The sequence below is a fragment of the Pseudomonas moorei genome (genome assembly GCF_008801475.1).
GTDB lineage: Bacteria > Pseudomonadota > Gammaproteobacteria > Pseudomonadales > Pseudomonadaceae > Aquipseudomonas > Aquipseudomonas moorei.
The window spans coordinates 206221-229273 of sequence record NZ_VZPP01000007.1 but is presented as its reverse complement, the minus strand read 5'-3'; the positions used below and the strand labels follow the sequence as shown (position 1 = coordinate 229273).

The following is a 23053-nucleotide window of genomic DNA, read 5'->3' as shown; positions in this document are numbered from 1 at the left end:
CTGTCAGGAGCTTCAAATGTCCACGCCTACCCATACCCGTATTCGCATGTTCAACACCAAGCAGACCTACCCGAACCAGAGCCTGGACAACGACCTGTGTCAGGCCGTCCGGGCCGGCAACACCGTTTATGTGCGCGGCCAGGTCGGCACTGATTTCGAAGGCAACCTGGTGGGCCTGGGTGACCCTCGCGCGCAAGCCGAGCAAGCCATGCGCAACGTCAAACAGTTGCTGGAAGAAGCCGGCAGCGACCTGAGCCACATCGTGAAAACCACCACCTACCTGATCGATCCGCGTTACCGCGAGCCGGTCTATCAGGAAGTGGGCAAGTGGCTCAAAGGCATGTTCCCGATTTCCACCGGGCTGGTGGTGTCGGCCCTGGGGCAGCCACAGTGGTTGATGGAGATTGATGTGATTGCGGTGATTCCCGAGTAGACCGAGTCGCGGCCATCGCGAGCAGGCTCGCTCCCACAGTTGATCGGCGCTGAACACGACCTTGTGACCACTGAAGATCCCTGTGGGAGCGAGCCTGCTCGCGATGGCGTCCGCCCAGACACCCCATTCGCCAAGGCACACCAAGGAGCACACCCATGACCTTTTCCATCGCCGCACGCTGCCCCGAAACCGGTCAGTTCGGCATCGCGATCAGTTCCTCGAGCATCGCCGTCGGCGCCCGCTGCCCCTGGCTGCTGCCCGGTGTCGGCGCGGTGTCCACGCAAAACATCACCCTGCCGTCCCTCGGCCCGGAAGTCCTCGCCCTCATGGAACAAGGCCTCGCGCCGGCGGAGGCGCTGGATAAAGCGCTGACCCGCCATGGCTACAGCCAGTATCGGCAAGTCACGGCCATTGACCACCTCGGCCGCACCGCGCACTTCAGCGGCGCGCAAACCCTGGGTAACCACAACGCGGTGTCGGGCGAACAATGCGTGGCGGCCGGCAACATGCTGGCCGATCGTGCGGTGATCGAGGCCATGGTCGTGGCGTTCGAACACGGCGAAGGTCAACTCGCCGACCGCCTGCTCGCCGCGATGAAAGCGGCCATTGCCGCCGGTGGCGAAGCCGGGCCGGTGCATTCGGCGGCGATGGTGGTGGTGGGTGAACTGACCTGGCCGATCATCAACCTGCGGGTCGACTGGGCCGACGAAGACCCGATCGGTCAGTTGGAAAAACTCTGGGACGCCTATCGCCCCCAGGTTCAGGACTACATCGACCGCGCCCTCGCCCCCGACAAGTCGCCGGGCTACGGGGTGGCCGGAGACGACCGATGAGCCGCAGCCGCGATTTGCTGCAAACCCTGGTGGCCTTCGACACCACGAGTCGCGAATCCAACCTGCAGTTGATCGAGTTTGTCCGCGACTACCTCGCACGCTTCGATGTGCCTTGCGAACTGATCTACAACGAGCAGCGCAGCAAGGCCAATCTGTTCGCGACCCTCGGCCCGGCGGATCGTCCGGGCATCGTGCTGTCGGGGCATACCGATGTGGTGCCCGTGGACGGCCAGCCGTGGACCGTCGCGCCGTTCGAACTCACCGAGCGCGACGGCAAACTCTACGGTCGCGGCACGGCGGACATGAAAGGCTACATCGCCTGCGTGCTGGCGCTGGTGCCGGCGCTGGTGAAGGCCGACCTGCGGCTGCCGGTGCACATCGCGCTGTCCTACGATGAAGAAGTCGGCTGCCTTGGCGTACGGTCCTTGCTCAAAGCCCTGGAGCAGCGCCCGATCAAACCGATGCTCTGCATCATTGGCGAGCCCACCGAGCTCAAACCTGTGCTTGGCCACAAGGGCAAACTGGCGATGCGCTGCGACATTCACGGCCAAGCCTGCCACTCGGCGTACGCGCCACTGGGGGTCAACGCGATCGAATACGCCGCCGAACTGATCGGCGAACTGGGGCGCATTGGCCAGCGGCTCAAAGCCCCCGAGCATCACGACGCGCGCTTCGACCCACCGTTCAGCACCGTACAGACCGGCGTCATTTCCGGTGGCAAGGCCCTGAACATCGTCCCCGCCGATTGCCGCTTCGATTTTGAAATCCGCGCCCTGCCCTCACACGACCCGAATGAGGTGGCGCAGGAATTGAAGACCTATGCCGAGCAGCAGGTATTACCGCGCATGCGTGCCGTGAGTGAGCAGAGCGAGATTCGCTTCAGCGAGTTGTCGGCGTATCCCGGCCTGGCGACCGATGCCCACAGCGAAGCCGCCGAGCTGATCGCCGCGTTTTCCGGTTCCCGAGCGTTCGGCACCGTAGCCTTCGGCACCGAGGGCGGGCTATTCGATGCCGCAGGAATACCCACCGTCGTGTGCGGCCCCGGCAGCATGGACCAGGGGCATAAGCCGGATGAGTTTGTCAGCCTGGAGCAGTTGAACGGCTGCGATGAAATGCTGCAAAGGATGCTGCTGTCGATCAGTTGAATCACACCCATCACACCCCCCAAAAAACCCTGTGGGAGCGGGCTTGCCCGCGATGAGGGCCTGACAGCCAATGATGATGCGGCTGACCGGCCGCCATCGCGGGCAAGCCCGCTCCCACAGGTTTTTCACCCCTCGGCTGGCATACATTTTTTAACGTCTATACCCACAATCTTACTAATTTATCTATCCCGCCCCACCGCACATCATCACTCCAACAAGAAAAGCGTCGTTCGCGCGGCGCTCACTGAAGTACGTCCACGTACTCATCTTTGCCCTGGAGTTCGTCATGGTCACCGCAACAACAACCTCCGCGCCACTCATTGAAAAACACACGATCGGCTACGTGCCCCCCGAAGACCGTCACGGCAAAGTCCGGGACCTGTTCACCCTCTGGTTCGGCGGCAACATCGCGCCGTTGCCCATCGTCACCGGCGCCCTGGGCGTGCAGCTGTTTCACCTGAACCTGGTGTGGGGCATCGTCGCCATTCTGGTCGGGCATCTGGTCGGCGGCGTGCTGATGGCCCTGCACTCGGCGCAGGGCCCGCAAATGGGCATCCCGCAAATGATCCAGAGCCGCGCCCAGTTCGGCTCCCTCGGCGCACTGCTGGTGGTGCTGATCGCCGGCATCATGTACATCGGCTTTTTCGCGTCCAACATCGTCCTTGCCGGCAAGTCATTGCACGGCGTGGTCGACAGCGTGCCGGTGCCGGTGGGCATCGTCATCGGCGCCCTCGGTTCGGGCATCATCGGCATCATTGGCTACCGCTTCATCCATGTGCTCAACCGTATCGGCACCTGGGTGCTGGGCATCGGCATCGTGCTGGGCTTCGGCTACATCCTGACGCACGTGCAGACCGCCGACTTCCTGACCCGCGGCAGCTTCAACATTTCCGGCTGGCTGGCCACCGTGTCCCTGGCCGCGCTGTGGCAGATCGCGTTTGCACCCTACGTGTCCGACTACTCGCGCTACCTGCCCAAGGATGTGCCCGTCGCCGCGACGTTCTGGACCACCTACCTGGGCTCGGCGCTGGGCTCCAGCCTGTCCTTCATCTTCGGCGCCGTCGCGGTCCTGGCAACGCCCGTGGGCATGGACACCATGGACGCCGTCAAACTCGCCACCGGCTCCATCGGCCCGCTGATGCTGGTGCTGTTCCTGCTCAGCGTCATCAGCCACAACGCCCTCAACCTGTACGGTGCCGTGCTGTCGCTGATCACCCTGGTGCAAACCTTCGCCCACCGCTGGATCCCGACCGCCAAGAGCCGCGCCCTCCTCTCGCTGATCGTCCTGGGTGCCTGCTGCTTCGCCGCCGTCGGTGCTTCGGCAGACTTCATCGGCCACTTCGTCGACATGGTGCTGGTGCTGCTGGTGGTCCTGGTGCCGTGGACCGCGATCAACCTGATCGACTTCTACGCCATTCACAAAGGCCAGTACGACATCAACTCGATCTTCCAGGTCGATGGCGGCATCTATGGCCGGTACAACCCACAGGCGCTGCTGGCCTATGCGATTGGCATCGTGGTGCAGATTCCGTTCATGAACACGCCGCTGTACGTCGGGCCGATTTCCGAGCACATCAACGGCGCGGACCTGTCCTGGCTGGTGGGCTTGCTGGTGACGTCTCCGCTGTATTTCTGGCTGGCCAACCGTGACAGCGCGTACAAGCGCCGCCTTTCGAGCGGGAAACTGGCCAACGCGATCTGACTACCCCCCAAAAAACCTGTGGGAGCGGGCTTGCCCGCGAAGAGGCCACGGCGGTCAAAATAAATTTGATTGCCAGAACCGCATCGCCAGCGAACCCGCCCTGCAAAATTTAATGAACCCTGCCCAGCACCACTCACCTAACTGAATGACTATCAGGAGGTGACCCATGCACATCGAAACAATCTGGATCGTATTCGCAGCCGTGCTTCTGCTGATTGAGCTGTGGGCGATCAACCGGGTGCGAAAAGCCGAAGGGAAATCCAGTACCAAGGGGGTGTGGATGGTGGTGATCGTGTTTGTGCCGCTGTTCGGGCTGATTGCCTGGGCACTGGCCGGCCCCAAGCACGTGGCGCAAAATCCGCATTCATCACAGGCTTGAGAGTGATGCTGGATGCATAGCGATCACTCTCTGGACATTGCACGGTTTGAAAGACACAGCCCCGGTGATTCGGGGCTTTGTCGTTTCAAGCAACCTGATCCGCAGGGAAGCTGCCAGAGACCCGGGCCGCGTTCGGATGACCTTTTGATTTTGGACTTCCGAAAATCCTGTAGGAAATTACCTTTTGAGGCGAGGGGACTTGCCCCCGTTGGGCCGCGAAGTGGCCCCAATCCCTGCCCCCGATTTCCCATGGCTCTGCGCACGGCCCGAAATACCGCGAAAGCCCGTAGACAGTGGCTATCCACCTTGCCAAAACGACCGCCAGAGCGTCCTACAGCGCGGTTGTGAGCATGAAAATGGGCGCCTATATTCGCCCCTCGTTGACCGTAGTTAGCGATTGGGTTTCGCAGCCCTTGAGAAGTGGACACACCGCCAAATAACAACTGTGGCAAACTTTGCCGCCGTTACGCTCTATGGCGGCTGTGTGCGGGAGACCTTCGGGTCTGCCGGTTTCAGTCTCTTCTCCGGTCTGCGAACCCGCACATGGCTGCCACCTTTCTGGTTCGCAGCAGAAAGGTGGATTCACAATCCCTTGAAGAGCTCAACGATCATGACAACGAACAATCCGCCGCGCCGCTTCACCCCCATGTCCCAATTCGCCACCCACTACCCCGTCCTGCTCATCGACAGCGACGCTCCACTTCGCGAACTGCACAACTGCGTCAGCGAACGCCTCAACGCCGTCCTGCAATACCTGCACCTCATGGCCTGCACCAGCCTCCCCGACTACGCCGAAAACGACATCAACACCGTCACCAACATCGCCCGGATCATGATCCAGGATGTGAGCGATGTGTTTCGGGTGATTGAGCAGCGTGGGTTTGAGGTGCCGAAGGGGCAGTGAGCAAAATTCAGTCGTAAAAAACCCGCATTAATGCGGGTTTTCCATTACTTGAGCGCACTCAGCTTTACTCAAGGGTATTCATTAACAAAGATTGTTTAAGCAGTTCCGTCCATTGTCCCACTCCGTCGCAACGGCAATTGTTATCAGGCACATACCACTAACAGGTCCTCTTTCAACTCCAATCGCCTATTACTGATCAACTGCTCAATTCTCTCCTTCAGCAGCGCTGTTACCTTGGCAGTGGCGCGTCCAAAGCCAAGGAGTCTCAAGGCTCCGGAGATCGCGTCGTCATGACTCATGGAGAACCCCGATGTGATGATTTCTATCAGGGCCTGGTCTAGTTCTTCAGGCGCAATCCATTCCAACTTGCGCTCGGTGGCTTCCCAATGCGCCCGGCTGCGGATGACAACGGGTCGATTATCGGTAAGGTGGAGAAACTCGCCACGACGCAAGAAATGCCTCTGCTTGACGCCAATACCAATAGCTTTCTCAACAGCAGCCGTAATTCTTGATCCTTGCCTTGTCACCCCGAAAGCATCCATCAGTCGTCGGGTAACCTCGACCGCATGGACCGGAGACTCGATATCAACGACTGTCCGGATCAGCTGTAGCAGCTGTTCAGGCTGGTGTTGATGCAGTTCCAATTGGTTATTTACCGCAGCGAGCCGAGCCTTCTCATAAGGGGGGCTGGCGACCGGCTCTACTTCCTCAACACTTTCATCTCGTAAAATTTCGTGCAGAGGCTCGATCAAGGTCTCCGAAACCGAGACATTACGACGATTGGCTATACGCTCTCGCGCCGACTCGATCGCCGCAACGACGCGGCTAATTTCTTGCTTGGGATTGCGGAACCAATCGGTACTCCAGATACGATGGAAGTTCCAACCCAGGCCCTCAAGTACTCCTTGGCGTAACCGATCGCGATCACGCGCAGAACGCGAGCTGTGATAGGCAGCGCCATCGCATTCAACGGCCAGAACGTAACGGCCAGGGAATTCGGGGTCTCTCACTGCGAGGTCGATAAAGTAACCAGCGGTGCCGACTTGCGGCTCAACCTGATAATCAAGATCACGCAAGGCCCGGATAACCTCGTCCTCAAAGGGCGAATCCGTAGCTTTGCCGGTCTCCTTGGTCACTTCGAGTTCACCCGTTTCCGCGTACTTGAGGAAGTTCTTCAAGGCCCGTACGCCGTGCTTGGCAGTGGCGTCAATGTCCAACTCGTCGCCCCGGAAGTTACAAAACACCCGCATCGCCAATTTGGCCCGCGTAATCAAAACGTTCAGCCGACGATGCCCACCATCTTTATTCAGCGGACCAAATTCACGGGCGATGCGGCCGGATTCATTTCGGCCATAACCAATGCTGATGAAGATCACGTCGCGCTCATCACCTTGAATGTTTTCAAGGTTTTTTACGAAGAACGGTTCGCTTCCTTGTGCGGTGAAAAATGCTTCTGCCTGAGGAGTCTTGCGCCGCAACAACTCGACTTCAACATTAATCAAATCCCGCTGAGGCACACTAAATGCTGCTACCCCCAAGGAAAGTTCCGGTGTCTCCAACGCATGTTTCATTACCGCATGGGCGACTGCTTTGGCCTCTTCCTTGTTGGTTCGAGTGCGTCCTCGGTCATACAGCGCGTGGGGCAGATAATCGAAGCTCACACCCTTGGCGTGGAGATGCTGGCCGGCAGATGGAAACACCACCAGTTTGCTTTCATAGAACTCAACGTTTGAAACGGCGATCAGTGATTCGTGCCGGCTGCGGTAGTGCCAACGCAGGTAGCGTTCCTGGCTGCCCGCGGCCTTAAACAGACTGAGGATGCTTTCGATGTCTGCGGTGGCATCATTCTCGTCCTCAGGTGCGATGTCGCGGCTAAACAGATCACTGGGTGGCATCTGTCGTGTGTCGCCCACTACCACCACTTGCTTGCCGCGCAGTATCGCGCCGAACGCATCCACGGCTTTGACTTGAGAGGCTTCGTCGAACACCACTACGTCGAATTCCAGTTTGCCTGGAGGCAAAAAATTGGCGATCGACATTGGGCTCATCATGAATACCGGTTTGATTTGCTGAATCGCCCGACCAGCCTTGTCGATCAGCTGGCGTATTGGAATGTGTCGGCGCTTCTTGTTCAGCTCTGCACGCAACGTTGCCATCTCACCCGGTTGGTTCACATTGGGCATGTGCTCCCATACCTGGCGCGCCAAATATGTTTGAGCATGGTTCAACGACGCTGCATCGAGTGCTTTAAACCTGGCGATCTGATGCTCGTGCTTGATGCGATCAAATTGCTGTAGAGCCGGTTTTTCGGCGTAAGCCTTTTGCACAAGCCCCGAATACCAGGAAAAGTCGAGGATGGCGGGTATCCGATCTGGCGTTTCAGTGCGCAGGCCAATGTTCAACAACTCGTCCAGATTAGCCTGCTGCATTTCGCCTGACAGCACATTGAGACGGGCCATTTGGTAAAGCGCGCTCAGGCTGGCTTGCCACAATTGCAAGCGAGTACCCAAGGCAAACAGATCCAGGCTGCGCAGCGATTGGGCGATATCATCGGGCATGCCGATGACTTCCAGCCCCGCTAGCAATGCGTGGTCAAGGCCCGCGAGATGCGCCTCGATGTCACTGACCGTGTCCCCAAGCCCACTGGCATCCGTATGCCCGGCGAGAAACGCAATAATCCCTTGTGGTACATGGCCATTACCGAGGTCTTCGTAGAGCTGAACTACCCAGGCACTGACGCGCTCGAGTACTGCCCAATCGGACTGCTGTCGCTGCCATTGAGCACCGAAGAGCGCACTGCCCAAGCCCTCGTGTCGGTCATAAACCTTCTGGCTTTGTTGATAGCTCAGAACCGAATCAACCAGACTCAATTGTTCGGCATTGCTACCAGGCAGTGTGTTCTGCACAAGCCCTTGCAATCGAGCCTTTGAAGCGCGATAGCGCCCTGAAAATACCTTCCACCATTTGTCACCATAGGCCAGCAAATTCTGCCGAACATCCAACAGATCTTGGTCCCAAGCAGCCTCGATCAACTGAGCGCCATGGTTGGCTTTGCACATACTCATGCGCTGGCCTGCATCAAGCAGTTCACGAATGGCATCGCGGCGCAGCTGCCAATCTCCGGTACTCAGCTCTATACCGTGCAACCGAGGCGCTTCGGCCGCCCGCCGTGCGGCGCGGCAGATGACTGCAACGTCCGCGAGAGTTGCTGGCTGAGTCAACATCAGTCGAATCGACAGTGCCTTGGCGGCAGCGTCCAAAGCGGTTAAGTGCGCACTTGCTTGTTGCAACGCATCGTTCGCATTGTTTTGTTCAATGGGTGAGAAGAAAGTGCGCTTGCTTCCCCAGAACGGATTTTGGTCAGGGCGGCCCATTTCCTTTAGATGAAGCGTTAGTTCTTCCACCAGTTCGCGACGTTTCAACTGGTCAGCCTGAGTCCACGACACCATGGGCGCGAAACTGATCGTGGGCAATACACCGTAGCTGTGCTTGAGTTTTAGGTATCGCCCCAATACCTCGACAAAGTCCATGCCGCTGGCACCCACAGGTGCACTTACTGCGGAGCAGTAACGGTTCAAGTTGCCTTGAAGTTCAGCCAACTTGGCCAAATCATCCTCGCCCACCTTGGTCAGTGGCCGGCCTTGTTCAAGCGTACGTCCGAGTTCCTTGAGCACCGATGTTTTAGTCGACTTATGGCTATGCAACTCGAGTACTGCATCGCCCAAGTGACATTCATCGAGTCGACGTTTAACCACTTCAAGCGCGGCCATTTTTTCGGCCACGAACAACACAGTTTTTTTCTGGGCAATCAGTTCCGCGATAATGTTCGTGATGGTCTGCGACTTACCGGTACCCGGTGGCCCCTGGATAACCAGATTGGCGCCTTCTCGAACTTCTAGAATCGCTTCAGTCTGGCTACTGTCTGCATCCTTGACGAATCGCACTTCCCCAGGTTGCAGCACCGAGTCGATGTTCACATCTTCGGCATAGGCGGGATGCTGGTCGCCAAACCCCGGACCCAAGAGCCGATTGATGACTGGATGGGCGTCAGGCTGCTGGTCTTGCGGCCAACTCTTCGGGTCCAGATCCTTAAACATCAGGAACTTGCCGAAGGAAAAGAACCCGAGAGCTGCCTCGTTGATTGAAACTTTCCAACGTGGTTGCTTGCTTATCAGGTCGGTGACTTCGGCATAAAAGCTGTCAAGACTGCCCTCCGTAGCATCGAAGCGCTCCTCACTGAACTCACAGGCCGCAAGGTCAAGGCCGAAATCAGTCTTGAGCTTGGCGATCAAAGACAAGTTGGGCATTAACTCGTCACCGGAATACTTCAGCTTGAATGCATCCTTTGCGCCGCTGCGTTCGAGCGTCACTGGCAATAACATCAAGGGAGCTTTGCGAAGGTTCTCTGAACTATCCGCTTCATACCAATGAAGGAAACCCAGTGCCAGAAACAGGGTATTAACGCCTTGTTCCTCGATAAAGGCTCGTGCCTCACTGTGAATCCTCAACAACTGCAGGAAAAGGCGCTCCTCATCCAGTGCGGTTTGCAGACGAGTATCCGTATGCCGACGCGCTCGACCAGACTCGTCCAGCTCATCGTCGATAAAACCCGAGTCGCCCAAGCTGTCGAGTTCATTTAATAGCAACTCATCAGTCACAGCGTCCTGGGAGTCTTCCCCTTCGATCTGATTGGTTTTCGCCAACGCCGCCAACTTCTGGCGTGCCATCGGTGAAAAGCTCATAGCCTTCTCCTGCCGATAAAGCAGGTGGAACACTGACTCTGAAAGCTCATCGACCACGGCCAACGTCTTGGCTGACGCGCGGAAGTTCAGCATGGTATTACGAAGGCCGATATCGAGCAGTTCCTTGCGGCTACCCTGCAGCTTTTGACTTATCCCTGAACTCATGAGGACTCTCTTGAAACGTGGTCGAGGCTGGAAACAATGAGCAACAGATTACCGTGGGTTAACGGCAGCCGCTTGGATCATGAACGACGATCATCGCCACCACAACGAGCGAGCGGCGACGTAGGCCAATTTTTCGTTGAACATTGCCGATGTTGAAAAGAAAGCCGTGGCTGAAGCCCTTTTACCGTTAGCCAATAATTGACGGGCCAATAAAAAGCCCCGTTCATTTCTGGCGGGGCTTTGGGTAACCAGGTCAATCTCTATAACGCATGGACTCACAGCCCGCCAAAGGCGGTCATGAAGGCGCACATCATGCTCATGCTGTGTAGGTCATAGGTTGAACATGTTTGGGATGATCCAGGTTGCCAGATATCAGAAGTTCGCCGGCGTATTCGCACTGATAATCTCCGCCTCATCCGCCCCGATATTGCGGAACCGATGGGGCAAAGTTGTCGGGAAGTAATAGCCATCCCCGGCGTTCAACACACTGACCTGCCCATCGACCGTCAACTCAACCGTTCCCCGCGTCACCAACCCGCACTCTTCGCCTTCGGCGTGCACGATCGGTTCTTCCCCGGAACTGGCGCCCGGTGCGTATTGCTCGCGCAGCAAGCGCATCTGGCGGCTTGGCACGGAGGCGCCGATCAGCAGCAGGCGCAGGCCGTGGCGGCCCAGGTCTGGCTGTTCGTTGGCGCGGAAGACGTATTGATGCTCGCGCGGGGGTTGATCGAAGGTGAAGAAGTCCGCCAGGGACATGGGAATGCCTTCGAGCAGCTTTTTCAGCGAGCTGACGGAAGGACTGACGCGATTCTGTTCGATCAGGGAGATGGTGGCATTGGTGACGCCGCTACGCCGGGCCAGCTCGCGCTGGGACAGTTTGTAGCTTTCGCGTACTAATTTGAGTCGAGAACCCGTATCCATGACAGCCTTATGTAAGAACGACTTAAGGGTAATGGGGGTGGAAAACAGGCACAGATCCTGCCGTTTCCCCTGTCCCTGAACCGTGAAAGGCGGCTATTAAATCACGTTTGTTGGTGTTGCTCAGCAGGTTCGATAAATGGTGGAAAAAAACAGCCTGTAGGAGCGAGCCTGCTCGCGATGGCGGTGTATCAGGGGGCATCCATTTTGGCTGATATGGCCTCATCGCCAGCAAGCTGGCTCCTACAGGGCGCGGCGGTGTTTCAGGTATTAAAAAGCCGGCGACACCTTTTGGGGTGGTCGCCGGCGAGGTAAAGCCTAGATACCGAAACGGTCGCGCAGCGAGTAATACGCGGCGCCCATCGCGGTGAGCGGCGCCGAAAAGGTGCGCCCGCCGATCATTGGCATGTGTGGCAACGAGGCGAACGCGTTGAAGCGTTCGGCGTCGCCACGGATCATTTCCGAGATCAGTTTGCCGGCCAGGTGCGAACAGGTGACGCCGTGGCCACTGTAGCCCTGCATGTAGTAGGCGTTTTTCTCGATGCGGCCGAACTGCGGCATACGCGACATGGTCAGCAGGAAATTGCCGGTCCAGCGGTAGTCGATCTTCACGTCCTTCAATTGCGGGAAAGTCTTGAGGATTTTCGGGCGGATCAGTTGCTCGATGTCATTCGGCTCGCGAGCGCCGTAAACCACGCCACCGCCGTAGAGCAAGCGGTTGTCGGCGGTCAGGCGGTAGTAGTCGAGCAGGTAGTTGCAGTCTTCGACGCAGTAGTTGTTCTTGATCAGGCTGCGCGCCTGTTGCTCCGACAACGGCTCGGTCACGACGATTTGCGAACCGCACGGCATGCTCTTGCTGGTGACGCGGTTGTCCAGGCCTTGGGGCAAATAGGCGTTACCGGCGATCAGCAGGTACTTGGCACGGACCACGCCTTTGGCGGTGCGCACGGTGATCGGTTCGCCGTAGGTGATTTCCACCGCGGCCGATTGTTCGAAGATCTTGCCGCCCAGGCCAATGATCGCCGAAGCCTCGCCGAGGGCCAGGTTCAGCGGGTGAATATGGCCGCCCTGCATGTCCAGCAGGCCGCCGACGTAAGCGTTGGAACCCACTTCGCGCTTGATGTCGGCCGCGTCGAGCATTTTCAGGTTCTTGTTGCCGTAGCGTTCCCAGCTTTTCTTCTGCTCGGCCAGGCCTTTGAGTTGCTTCTTGTTCATCGCCGCGAAGATGCCGCCCGGGCGGTAGTCGCACTGGATGTCGTAGTGCTGTATGCGCTGACGGATGATGTCGGCGCCTTCGAAAATCATGCTGCCCAGGACTTCGGCCGTCCTGTCGCCATAGCGCTCTTCGATGACATCGACATCACGGCTGTAGGAGTTGACCAGTTGACCGCCGTTGCGACCGCTGGCGCCGAAGCCGACCTTGGCGGCTTCCAGCACGGTGACGCTGTAGCCCGCTTCGGCGAGGAACAGCGCCGAGGACAGGCCGGTGTAGCCGGCGCCGATCACGCAGACATCGCACTCCACCAGTTCTTCAAGCACCGGGAAGTCGCCGGTGAAGTTACGAGTGGCGGCGTAGTAGCTGTTTACATGTGTCTGTTTCATAGGTTTCTCCGAGGGTCGCCAGCAACGTGCCGGCGACCGCCGCTTAAAAGGTCTTAGAGCTTGATCCAGGTCGCTTTGAGTTCGGTGTACTTGTCGAACGCATGCAGCGATTTGTCCCGACCGTTACCCGACTGCTTGAACCCGCCGAACGGCGCGGTCATGTCGCCGCCGTCGTACTGGTTGACCCAGACGCTGCCGGCGCGCAGGCCACGGGCGAAGGTGTGGGCCTTGCTCAGGTTGCTGGTCCAGACCCCGGCCGCCAGGCCGAAGATGCTGTCGTTGGCAATCGCCAGCGCTTCTTCGGCGGTGTCGAAGGTGATCAGCGACAGCACCGGGCCGAAAATTTCTTCACGGGCGATGGTCATGGCGTTGGTCACGCCGTCGAAAATCGCCGGTTCCACATACAGGCCGCCGGTCTCTTCGAGGGTGCGGCTGCCGCCGGCGATCAGTTGAGCGCCCTGCTCCTGGCCGATGCCGATGTAGCGCAGCACGTTGTCCAGTTGACGTTGATCGACCACGGCGCCGACGGTGGTCGCAGGGTCGAGTGCATGCCCCGGTTTCCAGGCCTGCAGGGCTTCGACCAACAGCGGGATGAACTGATCGCGGATCGAGCGCTCCACCAGCAGGCGCGAGCCCGCGGTGCAGACTTCGCCCTGGTTGAAGGCGATACCGCTGGCGGCCGCCTGGGCGGCTGCGCGCAGGTCCGGTGCGTCGGCAAACACCACGTTCGGGCTCTTGCCGCCGGCTTCCAGCCAGACGCGTTTCATGTTGCTCTGCCCGGCGTAGATCATCAGTTGCTTGGCGATCGCCGTGGAGCCGGTGAAGGCCAGCACGTCGACGTCCATGTGCAACGCCAGGGCTTTGCCGACGGTGTGACCGAAGCCCGGCAGGACGTTGAACACGCCTTTGGGGATGCCCGCCTCCAGCGCCAGCTGCGCGATGCGGATCGCCGTCAATGGCGACTTTTCCGAAGGCTTGAGGATGAACGAGTTGCCCGCCGCCAGGGCCGGGGCGAATTTCCAGCTGGCCATGATCAGCGGGAAGTTCCACGGCACGATGGCCGCGACCACACCCGCCGGTTCACGGGTGACCAGGCCAAGTTGATCGTGGGGCGTGGCGGCGACTTCGTCGTAGATCTTGTCGATGGCTTCGGCGGTCCAGCGGATCGCGTTGGCGGTCGCCGGGATGTCGATGCTCATGGAGTCGCTGATCGGCTTGCCCATGTCGAGGGTTTCGAGCAACGCCAGTTCTTCCTGGTGGGCCAGGATCAGATCGGCGAAACGGATCAGGACGCGCTTGCGCTCGACCGGGGCCAGTCTGGACCAGACACCGGACTCGAAGGTACGGCGGGCAACGGCGACGGCGGCGTTGGCATCGGCTTCGTCGGTGCTGGCAACGTTCGCCAGAAAGCGGCCGTCCACCGGGCTGATGCATTCGAACGTGGCGCCACTGGCGGCCGCGCAGTACTGGCCGTCGATGAAGGCGCGGCTTTCAATGGTTAGGGACTGGAAGCGTTGCTCCCAGTCGCTGCGAGTAATTGTCATTGTTGTGACTCGACGCAGGGGAATAGATGGTCTCGGGCTGAATGCCCGCCAATCAAGGTATTGAAATGCAGTCCCCTGTGGGAGCGAGCCTGCTCGCGATGGGGAGTGTCAGACGACATTAATGCTGACTGATCCGCCGCTATCGCGAGCAGGCTCGCTCCCACAGGTGTTGCATTGGGTTCTGCCCGTTAAACGGTATGCAGGTACCAGTTGTACTCAAGGTCGGAGATGGAGTTCTCGAACTCGGCCAGCTCGCTTTCCTTGCACGCCACGAACACGTCGATGTACATCGGGTCGATGTATTTGGCCATGACTTCGCTGTCGTCCAGCTCGCGCAGTGCATCGCGCAGGTTGTTCGGCAGGCTCTGTTCGTTTTGCTCGTAGCTGTTGCCTTCCACCGGGGCGCCCGGCTCGATCTGATTGGTCAGACCGTGGTGCACGCCCGCCAGGACCGAAGCCATCAGCAGGTACGGGTTGGCGTCGGCACCGGCCACGCGGTGTTCGATGCGCACGGCGTCCGGCGAACCGGTCGGCACGCGTACCGCCACGGTACGGTTGTCGATGCCCCAGCTTGGCGAGTTCGGCACGTAGAACTGTGCGCCGAAACGACGGTAGGAGTTGACGTTCGGGCAGAGGAACGCCATCTGTGCCGGCAGGGTCTCGAGCACACCGCCGATCGCGTGTCGCAGCGCGGCGTTCTGCTCGGGATCCTCGCTGGCAAAGATGTTCTTGCCGTCTTTGTCGAGCACCGAAATGTGGACGTGCAGACCGTTGCCCGCCTGGCCCGGATACGGCTTGGCCATGAAGGTGGTGTCCATCTCGTGGTCGTAGGCGATGTTCTTCACCAGACGCTTGAGCAGGACCGCGTAGTCGCACGCCTTGATCGGATCGGCCACGTGATGCAGGTTGACTTCGAACTGCGCCGGGGCGCTTTCCTTGACGATGGCGTCAGCCGGGATGCCCTGCTCTTTCGCGCCTTCGAGGATGTCTTGCAGGCAGTCGACGTATTCGTCGAGGTCGTCAATCAGATACACCTGGGTCGACATCGGACGCTTGCCGGAGACCGGCGAACGTGGCGACTGCGGACGACCGTTCACGTTGTCCTGGTCGATCAGGTAGAACTCCAGTTCGAACGCGGCGCAGATGGTCAGGCCCATGTCATCGAACTTGCGCACGATATTGGCCAGCACCTCACGCGGGTCAGCGAAGAACGGCTCGCCTTCCAGCTCGTGCATGGTCATTAACAGTTGCGCGGTCGGGCGCTTCTGCCAGGGCTCGATGCTGAGGGTGCCAGGGATGGGGTAGCAGATACGGTCGGAGTCGCCGATGTCCAGACCCAGGCCGGTGCTTTCCACCGTCGAGCCGTTGATGTCCAGAGCAAACAGAGACGCCGGCAGGTTGATGCCTTTCTCGTAAACCTTATGAAGACTGGTGCGTTCGATGCGCTTGCCGCGCACCACACCGTTCATATCCGCAATCAGAAGGTCGACGTACAAAACCTCAGGATATTTCTTAAGGAATGCGTTTGCTTCGTTGAGTTGAACGGTACGCAGAGGGACCGACATGATGCACCTATTTTTTACTGTTAATTATTATGTTCACCGCCCTTTCACGAGCCCAGTCAATCCGAAAGGCAAAGTGAAGTCAATAGCGAACACTGAGCCTTTCAGCGTTTATTTTTGGGCCTCTCAGAAGCACGAGAGTGCCAGACACCCCCTCAAACACGCGTAAATCCTGATCTTCAGACGTGCGGCGTTTAGAATTTTTTACATGAGAGTTGTTAATTAAAATCAACAAGGCTAAGCTCCGGAAAAGCTCGTTCAAGTGTGAAACTTCGAGGTGATAAAAATGGCATTCAAGCCATTGATCGGCGTTACTGCATGCGTCAAACAGATTGGCCTGCATCCCTACCACGTCAGCGGCGACAAGTACTTGCGTGCTGTCAGCGTTGCCGCACTGGGGCTGCCTGTCGTCATTCCTTCCCTGGCTGAACTGACCGAAATCGAGGACCTGCTGCCGCAGCTCGACGGTCTGTTGCTGACCGGCTCGCCTTCGAACGTGGAACCTTTCCACTATCAAGGCCCGGACAGCGCTCCCGGCACGGAACACGATCCCCAGCGGGATCGCACCACCCTTCCCCTGATCCGTGCGGCCATTGCGGCCGGCGTCCCGGTGCTCGGCATCTGCCGCGGCTTTCAGGAGATGAACGTGGCGTTCGGTGGCAGCCTGCATCAGAAGGTCCATGAATTGCCCGGCTTCCTTGATCATCGTGAAGCCAACCACCCTGACCTGGCGGTGCAATACGCACCGGCGCACACCGTCGACGTGCAACCGGGCGGCGTGTTCCAGGCACTGGACCTGCCCACGCAATTCCAGGTCAATTCGATTCACAGCCAGGGCATCGACCGACTCGCCCCCGGCCTGCGCGCCGAAGCGCTCGCGCCGGACGGCCTGATCGAAGCGGTCTCGGTCGAGCACAGCAAGGCCTTCGCCCTCGGCGTGCAATGGCACCCGGAATGGCAGGTCCTGTCGAATCCTCCTTATTTGAGAATTTTCCAGGCGTTTGGTGAGGCGTGCCGGCAACGGGCGGCGCTGCGTCATGGGCGCTGACTGACGACCTCAAACACGATTCAACGATTTCACTGCCCCCGTGAGTCAGGCGGGCGCGCTTGTGCGCGTCGGTCCCTCACGACAACAACACACTGCAATAACAACAAGTACTACCAGGCAGCCAGGACGGCGGCGCCGAATAAACCCGAGCGTGCGGGCCAGTGAGTCAAACGCGAGACCCTGTGGGACCAGCGTTTCGACTGACTGACACCGCCCGGCAAGGGTTTGCAATCAACTATTAAGTCAGGCCGCGTTGGCCCGACGACTGAAACCTGTTGGGAGTTTCAAATGGCAAACGCCTCCAGCATCTACCGGAAGGCTCTTGAAGGTCACCAGGCACCGAAAAAGGTGTTGGTGAAAGTCGACCGCGTCACCAAGAAATTCGACGAAACCACCGCCGTGGACGATGTGTCCCTGGAAATCCATCAAGGCGAAATCTTTGCCCTGCTCGGTGGCTCCGGCTCCGGCAAATCGACGCTGCTGCGCATGCTCGCCGGCTTCGAACGGCCGACCGAAGGCCGGATCCTGCTCGACGGTGTCGACATCACCGACATGCCGCCCTACGAGCGGCCGATCAACATGATGTTCCAGTCCTACGCATTGTTCCCGCACATGACCGTGGCGCAGAACATCGCCTTCGGCCTCAAGCAGGACCGTTTGCCTGCCGCGGAAATCGAAGCCCGCGTGGAAGAAATGCTGCGTCTGGTGCACATGACCCAGTACGCCAAGCGCAAACCCCACCAGTTGTCCGGCGGCCAGCGTCAGCGCGTGGCCCTGGCCCGCTCCCTGGCCAAGCGTCCGAAGCTGCTGTTGCTCGACGAACCGATGGGCGCACTGGATAAAAAGCTGCGTTCGCAGATGCAGCTGGAACTGGTGGAAATCATTGAGCGCGTGGGCGTGACCTGCGTGATGGTGACCCACGACCAGGAAGAGGCCATGACCATGGCCCAGCGCATCGCCATCATGCACCTGGGCTGGATCGCCCAGATCGGCAGCCCCGTCGACATCTATGAAGCACCGGTCAGCCGCATGGTCTGCGAGTTCATCGGCAACGTGAACGCCTTCGAAGGCACCGTCGTCGAAGACCTGGAAGGCTACGCGATCATTCACAGCCCGGACCTGGAACAGAAGATCTACGTCGGTCACGGCGTCAGCACTTCGGTGCAGGACAAGTCGATCACCTACGCCATCCGCCCGGAAAAACTGCTGGTCAGCACCACCAAGCCAGAGGCCCGCTACAACTGGTCCAGCGGCAAGGTGCACGACATCGCCTACCTCGGCGGTCACTCGGTGTTCTACGTGGAGTTGCCTGGCGGCAAAGTCGTGCAGTCGTTCATGGCCAACGCCGAACGCCGTGGCGCACGTCCGACCTGGGACGATCAGGTCTACGTGTGGTGGGAAGACGACAGCGGCGTGGTACTGCGCGCATGAGAACCTTCAATCAGCAATTCCTGCGCCTGGTGCCCAGTGGACGAAAATTCGTCATCGGGATTCCCTTCCTGTGGCTGTGCCTGTTTTTCCTGTTGCCGTTCTTCCTGGTGATGAAGATCAGCTTCTCGGAAGCGGCCCTGGCCATTCCGCCCTACTCGGAGATCTACACCTACGCCGAGCAGAAATTCCAGTTGATGCTCAACATCGGCAACTACACCTTGCTGGGCGAAGATGAGCTGTACCTCTCCGCCTACCTGGGTTCGTTGAAGGTCGCGCTGTTCAGCACAATGATGTGCCTGGTGATCGGTTTTCCGATGGCCTACGCCATTACCAAGGCGAGCAAGGAAGCGCAAAACGTCCTGATGCTGCTGATCATGATGCCGACCTGGACCGCGATCCTGATCCGCGTCTACGCGTGGATGGGCATCCTCAGCAACAACGGTTTGCTCAATGCGTTCCTGCTGTGGACCGGGCTGATCGATCACCCGATCGAGATCCTCAACACCAACACCGCCGTTTATATCGGCGTGGTGTATGCGTATCTGCCGTTCATGATCCTGCCGCTGTACGCCAACCTGGTGAAGCACGATCAGAGCCTGCTGGAAGCCGCATCGGACCTGGGTTCGAGCACCTTCAACAGCTTCTGGAAAATCACCGTGCCACTGGCCAAGAACGGCATCATCGCCGGTTGCATGCTGGTGTTCATTCCAGTGGTCGGTGAGTTCGTGATCCCGGAACTGCTCGGTGGCCCGGAGACCCTGATGATCGGTCGCGTGCTGTGGCAAGAGTTCTTCAATAACCGCGACTGGCCGGTGGCGTCCGCCCTGGCGGTGGTGATGCTGTTGATCCTGATTGTGCCGATCCTGCTGTTCAACCGCAGTCAGGCCAAAGAAATGGAGGCACGAGGATGAAACGTTTCGGCTTTTCAAAAATGATGCTGGTGCTCGGCCTGTCGTTTATCTACCTGCCGATGCTGATTCTGGTGATCTACTCGTTCAACGCCTCGAAACTGGTGACGGTATGGGGTGGCTGGTCGTTCAAGTGGTACGCCGGCCTGCTCGACAACACCCAGTTGATGGGGTCGGTGGTGCGCTCGCTGGAAATCGCGTGCTACACCGCGCTGGCGGCCGTGGCCCTGGGAACACTGGCGGCGTTCGTCCTGACCCGCGTGACCCGCTTCAAGGGTCGCACGCTGTTCGGCGGCCTGGTCACCGCACCGCTGGTGATGCCGGAAGTGATCACCGGTCTGTCGCTGTTGCTGCTGTTCGTGGCCATGGCGCAGTTGATTGGCTGGCCGATGGAACGCGGCATCGTGACCATCTGGATCGCCCACACCACGTTTTGTGCCGCCTATGTGGCAGTGGTAGTCTCCGCGCGCCTTCGCGAGCTGGACCTGTCCATCGAAGAAGCGGCCATGGACCTGGGTGCGAAGCCGTTCAAGGTGTTCTTCCTGATCACCATTCCAATGATCGCGCCCTCCCTCGCCGCCGGCGGCATGATGTCGTTCGCCCTGTCGCTGGATGACCTGGTACTGGCGAGCTTCGTCTCCGGCCCGGGTTCCACGACCCTGCCGATGGAAGTGTTCTCGGCGGTGCGTCTGGGCGTGAAGCCGGAGATCAACGCCGTGGCCAGCCTGATCCTGTTGGCGGTCTCGATCGTGACCTTCATGGTCTGGTATTTCAGTCGCCGTGCCGAAGCCACCCGCAAGCGGGCGATCCAGGAAGCGATGGACCAGACTGCCAGCGAATCGTGGCAGCAACCTAAAAAGCAAATGGTAGAAGCGACGGCCTAGTGCCGCCGACCTGTAGGAGCGAGTTTGCTCGCGATGGCCCCAAGGACGCCGCGTTAATTCAGGCAGCCCACGTCATCGTTGACGTCCATCGCGAGCAAGCTCGCTCCTACAGGGCACACAAGCGCCACCGCATTTTTGTTTTGTGTATTTGAATAAGAAAAGAAATGGAGTTGTACCGATGAAAATGTTTGGCAGGACTCTGCTGACACTGTCCTTATTGGGCGCGATTGCCACCGGCGCCCAGGCCAATGACAAGGTACTGCGCGTCTACAACTGGTCGGATTACATTGCCCCGGATACCGTCAAGAAGTTCGAAGACGAGACTGGCATCCAGGTGACCTACGATGTGTTCGACAGTAACGAAACCCTTGAAGCACGCCTGCTGGCGGGCAAATCCGGCTACGACATCGTCGTCCCTTCCAACAGTTTCCTGGCCAAGCAGATCAAGGCCGGGGTCTATCAGGAACTGGATAAATCCAAGCTGCCGAACTGGAAAAACCTCAATCCGGTCCTGCTGAAAAACGCCTCCGCCAGTGATCCCGGTAACAGCCATGCCTTCCCGTACATGTGGGGTTCGATCGGCATCGGCTTCAACCCGGACAAGGTCAGGGAAGTGCTCGGCGCCAATGCCCCGACCAATTCCTGGGACCTGCTGTTCAAACCGGAGAACGCGGAAAAACTCAAAGCCTGCGGCATCAGTTTCCTCGATTCGCCGACCGAGATGCTCCCGGCCGCCCTGCATTACCTGGGCTACCCGGTGAACGATCAGGACAAGCAACACATCGCGCAAGCCGAAGCGCTGTTCATGAAGATTCGCCCGTCGGTGGCGTACTTCCACTCCTCGAAGTACATCTCGGACCTGGCCAACGGCAACATCTGCGTGGCGGTCGGTTACTCCGGCGACGTGCTGCAAGCCAAGGCCCGCGCCCTGGAAGCCGGCGACAAAGTGAAGATCGACTACAGCATCCCCAAAGAAGGGGCCGGCAGTTTCTACGACATGGTCGCCATCCCGCGTGATGCCGCCAACGTCGAGAACGCCCACCTGTTCATGAATTTCCTGATGCGCCCGGACATCATCGCCGAGATCACCAACAACGTCGGCTACAGCAATGCCAACGCGGCCGCCACGCCGCTGGTGGATGAGTCGATTCGCAACGATCCGGGTTCGTATCCACCCCAGGAAGTGATGGCGACCCTGTATGCCATTCCCGACATGCCGATCGGTGTGCAGCGGGTGATGACCCGGGGCTGGACCAAGGTGAAGCTGGGTAAGTAACACATCACCCTGTGGGTGTGCCGGTTGAAATTTGATTGTCCGATTTACGTTCATGCAGCGCCTTACCACCGCTGCATCACTCACCTGGCTCCTCGGTTAAGGTGAATGTTGGCGCCCTCGGGCGCCTTTTTTTTCTGGTTCTTCACGGAATCCCGGCATACAAAACCAACCCAATACCTGTAGGAGCGAGCCCGCTCGCGATAGACCCAAGGGCACCGCGTTTAGCCTGAAAGCACACGCCACAATGCCCCTTTCATTCCTTTTGTCTGCTGAAGGGACCTACGCCACCCCCAGCGGCCAATCGGCCAGCGCCCGGTAGCGGCCCTTGTGGGATTCGAACAGGGTGAAACGGTCGGCGCGCAGGAAAAACTCCGGCGGCGAGGTCGACTCGGGCACCGGCGCCCGATAGTCGCGGGCCAGGGTCAGGTGCGGACGAAACTCCCGTGGTGCGTCCTCCAGCCCAAACGGCAACAAGGCCTGCTCCAGGTCATACACCAGGCGCAGCAGCGCCGGCGGTGCCTGCTCCGGCGCCAATACCAACACCCCTGCCCTGCGCCAGACATCCAGCCGATCAAGGGCCACGGTCAATCGCGCGCCGGGGGTGCGTACAGACGCGACCGCCGTGCAAATGTCCGCAATCTGCCCTACCGCCACCGAGCCGAGAAACTTCAGGGTCAGATGGAAGTTCTCCACCGGCACCGGGCGTCCGCTACGCAGTTGCAGCGCGCCGCGCCACTGGGCGATGGCCTTGCGTTGCGCGGGGGCGCAACCCAGGGCAAAAAACAGCCGTTTGAACGGCTCGCGGGATTCGTCATTCATGCAGGGCACCTCGGCGGGGACACCGCCTGAGTGTACAACCTGTGGCAAGGGCGCTGGGTCAGCGAAGGCAACGATGCGGCGTCAATGAAAACGCCTTCGCCGGCAAGCCGGCTCCCACAGAGATCTCCGGCGGGAGCAAGCGCCCTCGCCACAGGTCTATAGTTGAGGCTGGCGATTCAACCGGAGGGGGCCATGCGACAGATCATCAGCAAGGAACCATGGTGGGCCGAGCCACCCAGGCCCGGCCAGGATGAGTTCGAACTGGAATGGGGCTGGCTGGTGCACTACAGCGAAGGCGAGCCGCGTTTCGAATTCGTCAGGGTACGGCCGACCGATGACGAAATCCGCCATCGCAAGAGCTGCAGGATCACCCCGACGTCAGAGTGACCCTGCGAGCGGGCTCAAGCCTTGACGAGCAGCTCGAAACCGCCGAACACCATGCGCTGGCCATCGAACGGAATCGGACTGACGTCCGGCTGCGTGCGCGGGTCTTTCATCATTTTCTCCATCCCGGCATTGCGGGTGGCCTTGTCCGGCCAGATGATCCAGCCAAACACCACGGTCTCGTCTTCCTTGAGTTTTACCGCCATCGGGAACGAAGTGACCTTGCCTTCCGGTACGTCTTCACCCCAGCACTCGGCCAGGCTCAATGCGCCGTTTTCCTTGAAGATCGCCGCAGCGATTTCGGCGTGTTTCTTGAATTTTTCACGATTGGCGGTGGGCACCGCCGCGATAAAACCATCTACATAAGACATGGG

General features: G+C 59.3%; 19 protein-coding genes. 12 read left to right on the top strand and 7 right to left on the bottom strand.

Annotated elements, in window-relative coordinates:
• Window positions 1–16: 16 nt before the first annotated feature.
• The 6 genes from F7R06_RS15530 to F7R06_RS15505 all read left to right on the top strand — a co-directional run bounded on the left by F7R06_RS15530 (window position 17) and on the right by F7R06_RS15505 (window position 5396).
• Window positions 17–433, top strand: coding sequence for a RidA family protein (locus tag F7R06_RS15530; protein WP_090320187.1), 417 nt, complete (start codon window positions 17–19; stop codon window positions 431–433).
• A 155-nt stretch (window positions 434–588) separates the two neighbouring features.
• The gene (locus F7R06_RS15525; RefSeq protein ID WP_090320185.1) at window positions 589–1266 is read left to right on the top strand and encodes a DUF1028 domain-containing protein; all 678 of its coding nucleotides are present in this window, start codon (window positions 589–591) and stop codon (window positions 1264–1266) included.
• Window positions 1263–2411 (top strand): acetylornithine deacetylase, encoded by a 1149-nt coding sequence (argE, locus tag F7R06_RS15520; protein WP_090320182.1) that lies wholly within the window; start codon window positions 1263–1265, stop codon window positions 2409–2411. The genes F7R06_RS15525 and argE overlap by 4 nt, the downstream gene beginning before the upstream one ends.
• A 286-nt stretch (window positions 2412–2697) precedes the next feature.
• Window positions 2698–4113: a purine-cytosine permease family protein gene (locus F7R06_RS15515; RefSeq protein WP_090320180.1), complete on the top strand. Its 1416-nt coding sequence runs from the start codon at window positions 2698–2700 to the stop codon at window positions 4111–4113.
• 166 nt (window positions 4114–4279) lie between these two features.
• Window positions 4280–4492, top strand: a complete 213-nt coding sequence (locus F7R06_RS15510) for a PLD nuclease N-terminal domain-containing protein (protein ID WP_090320178.1) — start codon at window positions 4280–4282, stop codon at window positions 4490–4492.
• 610 nt (window positions 4493–5102) lie between these two features.
• Entirely contained in the window at window positions 5103–5396 is a 294-nt protein-coding gene (locus F7R06_RS15505; RefSeq protein WP_090320176.1) for a fructose-bisphosphate aldolase, read from the top strand.
• A 143-nt stretch (window positions 5397–5539) separates the two neighbouring features.
• Here the strand turns inward: F7R06_RS15505 and F7R06_RS15500 are convergent, their stop codons facing one another.
• From F7R06_RS15500 to F7R06_RS15480, 5 genes are all read right to left on the bottom strand, one after another.
• Window positions 5540–10303: a DUF3320 domain-containing protein gene (locus tag F7R06_RS15500; RefSeq protein ID WP_090320174.1), complete on the bottom strand. Its 4764-nt coding sequence runs from the start codon at window positions 10301–10303 to the stop codon at window positions 5540–5542.
• Window positions 10304–10675: 372 nt separating this feature from the next.
• The gene (locus F7R06_RS15495) at window positions 10676–11224 is read right to left on the bottom strand and encodes a cupin domain-containing protein (RefSeq protein WP_007938772.1); all 549 of its coding nucleotides are present in this window, start codon (window positions 11222–11224) and stop codon (window positions 10676–10678) included.
• Window positions 11225–11539: 315 nt separating this feature from the next.
• Window positions 11540–12823, bottom strand: a complete 1284-nt coding sequence (locus tag F7R06_RS15490; protein WP_090320172.1) for an NAD(P)/FAD-dependent oxidoreductase — start codon at window positions 12821–12823, stop codon at window positions 11540–11542.
• 53 nt (window positions 12824–12876) lie between these two features.
• Entirely contained in the window at window positions 12877–14367 is a 1491-nt protein-coding gene (locus F7R06_RS15485) for an aldehyde dehydrogenase (RefSeq protein ID WP_090320169.1), read from the bottom strand.
• A gap of 188 nt (window positions 14368–14555) precedes the next feature.
• The gene (locus F7R06_RS15480; protein ID WP_090320167.1) at window positions 14556–15932 is read right to left on the bottom strand and encodes a glutamine synthetase family protein; all 1377 of its coding nucleotides are present in this window, start codon (window positions 15930–15932) and stop codon (window positions 14556–14558) included.
• A gap of 283 nt (window positions 15933–16215) precedes the next feature.
• Here F7R06_RS15480 and F7R06_RS15475 point away from each other — a divergent pair, with 283 nt between their 5' ends.
• From F7R06_RS15475 to F7R06_RS15455, 5 genes are all read left to right on the top strand, one after another.
• On the top strand, window positions 16216–16977 hold the full coding sequence (locus tag F7R06_RS15475; protein WP_090320164.1) for a gamma-glutamyl-gamma-aminobutyrate hydrolase family protein: 762 nt from the start codon (window positions 16216–16218) through the stop codon (window positions 16975–16977).
• A gap of 288 nt (window positions 16978–17265) precedes the next feature.
• Complete coding sequence (gene potA, locus F7R06_RS15470) at window positions 17266–18408, top strand: polyamine ABC transporter ATP-binding protein (protein WP_090320161.1); 1143 nt, start codon at window positions 17266–17268, stop codon at window positions 18406–18408.
• 29 nt (window positions 18409–18437) lie between these two features.
• Window positions 18438–19319 (top strand): ABC transporter permease subunit, encoded by an 882-nt coding sequence (locus F7R06_RS15465; RefSeq protein WP_162842386.1) that lies wholly within the window; start codon window positions 18438–18440, stop codon window positions 19317–19319.
• On the top strand, window positions 19316–20200 hold the full coding sequence (locus tag F7R06_RS15460; RefSeq protein ID WP_090320155.1) for an ABC transporter permease subunit: 885 nt from the start codon (window positions 19316–19318) through the stop codon (window positions 20198–20200). Before F7R06_RS15465 ends, F7R06_RS15460 begins: the two co-directional genes overlap by 4 nt.
• Before the next feature lie 178 nt (window positions 20201–20378).
• Window positions 20379–21476 (top strand): polyamine ABC transporter substrate-binding protein, encoded by a 1098-nt coding sequence (locus tag F7R06_RS15455; RefSeq protein ID WP_090320152.1) that lies wholly within the window; start codon window positions 20379–20381, stop codon window positions 21474–21476.
• Window positions 21477–21755: 279 nt separating this feature from the next.
• On the opposite strand, the gene thpR is transcribed toward F7R06_RS15455, so the two are convergent.
• The gene (gene thpR, locus F7R06_RS15450) at window positions 21756–22295 is read right to left on the bottom strand and encodes an RNA 2',3'-cyclic phosphodiesterase (RefSeq protein ID WP_090320150.1); all 540 of its coding nucleotides are present in this window, start codon (window positions 22293–22295) and stop codon (window positions 21756–21758) included.
• A gap of 192 nt (window positions 22296–22487) precedes the next feature.
• On the opposite strand from thpR, the gene F7R06_RS15445 reads away from it, so the two are divergent.
• On the top strand, window positions 22488–22682 hold the full coding sequence (locus tag F7R06_RS15445) for a hypothetical protein (RefSeq protein ID WP_090320147.1): 195 nt from the start codon (window positions 22488–22490) through the stop codon (window positions 22680–22682).
• Window positions 22683–22696: 14 nt separating this feature from the next.
• Here the strand turns inward: F7R06_RS15445 and F7R06_RS15440 are convergent, their stop codons facing one another.
• On the bottom strand, window positions 22697–23050 hold the full coding sequence (locus F7R06_RS15440) for a DUF1428 domain-containing protein (protein WP_090320144.1): 354 nt from the start codon (window positions 23048–23050) through the stop codon (window positions 22697–22699).
• Between the last annotated feature and the right edge of the window lie 3 nt (window positions 23051–23053).